Consider the following 3,426-nt stretch of genomic DNA (forward strand, 5'->3'; position numbering starts at 1 on the left):
GTTCGGCCGCGCCTTCGCCGCCCTGCGCCTGCCGACGCTGCCGAACCTTCGGGTCGGCGTCAGCATCGGCCTCGCGGTGAGCCGGCCCGGAGACGCGGATTTCGACGCCCTGATGCGCCGGGCCGACCTCGCGCTCTACCGCGCCAAGCACAACGGCCGCAGCCGCACGGAACTTGCCGACGTGGCGCTGCCGGACGCGCGCCCCGACCGGTCCAAGGCCTGGGCTCAGGCGGCCGAGTAGGCCGCGGCGCCGAGGCGCGTTCGTGCGGCGGCGTATTCGCGTTTGAGCCGTTCGACCAGTTCGGCCACGGGCGGCGCGTCTTCGATGGTCCCGACGCCCTGGCCGGCGCCCCAAACGTCGCGCCACGCCTTCACCCGGCTGCTGCCGAAGTTCATCGCGCTCTTGTCGACCTGCGGAAGGCTGTCGGGATCGAGCCCGGCGGCGCGGATGCTCGGGCTGAGGTAGTTGCCGGGCACGCCCGTGAAGAACGGCGTGTAGAGGATGTCGGCCGCCGCGCTCCCGGCGATCATCGTCTTGTAGGTGTCGGCGGCGTTGGCCTCCGCCGTCGCGATGAAGCGGGTGCCCATGTAGGCGAGGTCGGCGCCCATCGCTTGCGCCGCGAGGATCGCGCCGCCCGTGGTGATCGCACCCGACAGGATGATCGGCCCGTCGTAGAACCGCCGCACCTCGCCGAGGAGGGCGAACGGGCTCAGGGTGCCGGCATGGCCGCCTGCGCCGGCGCAGACCAGGATCAATCCGTCCACCCCCGCCTCCAGCGCCTTCTCGGCGTGGCGGACGGTGGTCACGTCGTGGAACACGACGCCGCCATAGCCATGGATCGGCCGCACGACGTCGTCTGGCGCCCTGAGCGAGGTGATCACGATCGGAACCTGATGGTTGACGCAGGCGGCGACGTCCCGGGCGAGGCGGTCGTTCGAGGCGTGCACGATCTGGTTGACCGCGAACGGCGCGATCGTCCGGGTCGGCTCCGCCGCCCGCGCCACGGCGAGCGTCGTGGTGATGCGCGTCAGCCAGGTATCGAGCAGTTCGGCCGGGCGGGCGTTCAGCGCCGGGAACGACCCGACGATGCCGGACAGGCATTGGGCGATCACGAGGTCGGGGCCGGACACGATGAACAGCGGCGCGGCGATCACCGGCAGCGCGAGCGTGCCGCGCAAAGCCGCCGGCAGGCGGTCGTTCGGTGCGAGAGCCGTCATGCGCCTGGTGCCTGTCGATGTCCGATGCCGGATCAAGCGCCGAGGAGACGGCCCGTCAAGACCTCCGATTTCGCCGGTGTGACGGCGCGTACCGCGGGAGCCCGGAACCGGGGCGCGATCATGCTATCCGCGATCACGCAGGGCATGGTCCGATTCCTGCTGACCGGACCGCAACCAGCCGAACCAGAGGATGCCGACGTGAGCGGGACGACCGACGACACGATCCTCGACGGGCCCGAGGCCTTGCGCGCGCATGTGGGCGCGATCCGGCCGATGGCCGAGCACAAGGTTCTGCCCAGGCTCGATCACTTCGCCCGCGACTTCATCGCGCTTTCGCCCTTCCTCGTCCTCGCCTCGATGGACGTGGAGGGACGGGCCGACGCGAGCCCACGGGGCGACGCGCCGGGCTTCGTCCAGGTTCTGGACGACGCGACGCTGCTGATCCCGGACCGCCGCGGCAACAATCGCGTCGACAGCTTCGGCAACGTGCTCGGCAATCCGGGCGTGGGACTGATCTTCTTCGTGCCGGGCATCGACGAGACCCTGCGGGTCAACGGCCGCGCGACGCTGGTCACCGCGCCGGATCTGCTCGCGCCGATGGTCGCCCAGGGCAAGGTCCCGACGACGGGTCTGCGCGTGACGGTGGAGGAGATGTTCTTCCACTGCGGCAAGGCGCTGATGCGCGCCAAGCTGTGGTCGCCGGCGGTGCAGGTCGAGCGCGCGAGCTTCCCGAGCCTCGGCCGCATCCTCGCCGAGCAGGGCGGCACCGTCAGCGTCGCTGACGCCGAGCGCGCCACCGAGGAGGCGTACCGCACGCGGCTCTATTGAGAGGCGGGACCACCGGGGAAAGCCGGCGATCCCGCGACGGTCTCATTCGGCTTCGGGGGCGATCGGCTCCAGGCCGCCGATGTGGCGCTGGGCGTAGAGCGGCAGGCCGATCTGGCGGATCAGCTCCTGCTGGGTCTCGAGGAAGTCGATATGGCCTTCCTCATCCTCGGCCAAATCCTCGAACAGGCGCTTCGACACCCGGTCGTTGATCGAGTCGCAGTACTTGGCGGCCTCGAGGTAGAGCGCCCGCGCCTCGCACTCGGCGGCGAGATCGCAGGCGATGATCTCTTCGACGTTCTGGCCGATCCGCAGGGGATCGAGCTCCTGAAGGTTGGGGAAGCCGTCGAGGAACAGGATCCGGTCGACGAACCGGTCCGCGTGGTTCATCTCCTCGATCGATTCCTTGCGCCAGAACTTGGCGAGGTCGATGTAGCCCCAGTCGTTGAGCATCCGGAAGTGGAGCCAGTACTGGCTCACCGCCGTCAACTCGCTGCGCAAGCCGCGGTTGAGATACTCGATGACCTTGATGTCGCCCTTCATGAAACCCGTTCTCCCCTTGACGCGTGCGAGGGGAAAGCCGGGCCACGCCTCAGGCGGCGATCCCCTCCTCTGCAGGCTGGACCTTTCCCAAACTGCAGCCGGTTGCGCAACCCGTCGCGCAGGCATGGGCCTCGTGTCCCGCTTCGATCGCGGCGCCGGCCAGCGCGTTCTGCATGATCGCGCGGATGGTGCGGGCGCATCGGCCGCATTTCGGGCTGCAGCCGAGGCAGGCGTAGACCTGGGCCGGCGTGCGCGGACAGCCGGGCCCGTCGCCGAGGCACCCGCGCACGGCGCCGTCCGAGAGGACGTTGCAGGAACAGACGATCATACGATCCAAAACCCGATGGTTGGAGGCTCGTTACCTTCGTCGACCTCGACGCCTGCGAGGCCGGTCACCGTACGCCGTCCCGGCCCTGTCGGACCGCCTTCCAGTTTAGAATTCTTGAAAACTATGCGTTTTCAAGACCTTAGCTTGCGGGCCACATGCCATCCGGCGCCGCGCCGGTCAAGGCTCCGGCGATCACGAGCGCACGATCCCATCGCGCGCCAGCGTCTGCGCGGCCCGTCGGCCTACTGCGCCAACTCCTTCAACCCGAGGCGGATGAGCACCTTGGTCTCGGCGCCTTCGCCGGCCGAGCGCAGGGCGGCGGCGATCGCGGCCGAGGCCTGGAGCTGGGCGTAGCCGAGGTTGACCAGCGCCGAGATCGCGTCCGCGACGGGCTGGGGCGCGGAGCGGTTTTCCACCGCGCCGGCCAGCGCGACCAAAGCCGGGTCGAGGGGCGCGAAGGACGGCGCCTTGTCCTTCAGCTCCGCGACGAGGCGGGCGGCGAGCCGCGGGCC

5 protein-coding genes and 1 pseudogene are annotated in these 3,426 nt (G+C 69.9%); 2 read left to right on the plus strand and 4 right to left on the minus strand.

Annotated elements, in window-relative coordinates:
- The coding region (locus FV222_RS20555; RefSeq protein WP_147815516.1) for a diguanylate cyclase at window positions 1-241 on the plus strand (241 nt) is incomplete at its 5' end.
- Here FV222_RS20555 and FV222_RS20560 read toward each other — a convergent pair.
- The gene (locus tag FV222_RS20560) at window positions 226-1,218 is read right to left on the minus strand and encodes a nitronate monooxygenase family protein (RefSeq protein ID WP_147761958.1); all 993 of its coding nucleotides are present in this window, start codon (window positions 1,216-1,218) and stop codon (window positions 226-228) included. The genes FV222_RS20555 and FV222_RS20560 overlap by 16 nt on opposite strands.
- 198 nt (window positions 1,219-1,416) lie before the next feature.
- On the opposite strand from FV222_RS20560, the gene FV222_RS20565 reads away from it, so the two are divergent.
- Window positions 1,417-2,046: a pyridoxamine 5'-phosphate oxidase family protein gene (locus FV222_RS20565; RefSeq protein WP_281406020.1), complete on the plus strand. Its 630-nt coding sequence runs from the start codon at window positions 1,417-1,419 to the stop codon at window positions 2,044-2,046.
- Window positions 2,047-2,088: 42 nt separating this feature from the next.
- Here FV222_RS20565 and bfr read toward each other — a convergent pair whose 3' ends face one another.
- The 3 genes and pseudogenes from bfr to FV222_RS20580 form a co-directional block, all read right to left on the minus strand.
- Window positions 2,089-2,586 (minus strand): bacterioferritin, encoded by a 498-nt coding sequence (gene bfr, locus FV222_RS20570; RefSeq protein WP_147761960.1) that lies wholly within the window; start codon window positions 2,584-2,586, stop codon window positions 2,089-2,091.
- A gap of 49 nt (window positions 2,587-2,635) precedes the next feature.
- A complete protein-coding gene (locus FV222_RS20575; protein WP_147752343.1) occupies window positions 2,636-2,914 on the minus strand; it encodes a (2Fe-2S)-binding protein in 279 nt (92 codons plus the stop codon).
- Window positions 2,915-3,156: 242 nt separating this feature from the next.
- Window positions 3,157-3,426 (minus strand): annotated as a pseudogene (locus FV222_RS20580) (Holliday junction branch migration protein RuvA); the annotation flags it as partial.

Source organism: Methylobacterium sp. WL103 (genome assembly GCF_008039885.1).
Classification (GTDB): Bacteria; Pseudomonadota; Alphaproteobacteria; order Rhizobiales; family Beijerinckiaceae; genus Methylobacterium; species Methylobacterium cerastii.

What these genes read in the sequence shown, in the direction of transcription:
- FV222_RS20560 (WP_147761958.1), bottom strand. Translation starts at nt 1,218, where the DNA reads ATGACGGCTCTCGCACCGAACGACCGCCTGCCGGCGGCTTTGCGCGGC.
- bfr (WP_147761960.1), bottom strand. Translation starts at nt 2,586, where the DNA reads ATGAAGGGCGACATCAAGGTCATCGAGTATCTCAACCGCGGCTTGCGC.
- FV222_RS20575 (WP_147752343.1), bottom strand. Translation starts at nt 2,914, where the DNA reads ATGATCGTCTGTTCCTGCAACGTCCTCTCGGACGGCGCCGTGCGCGGG.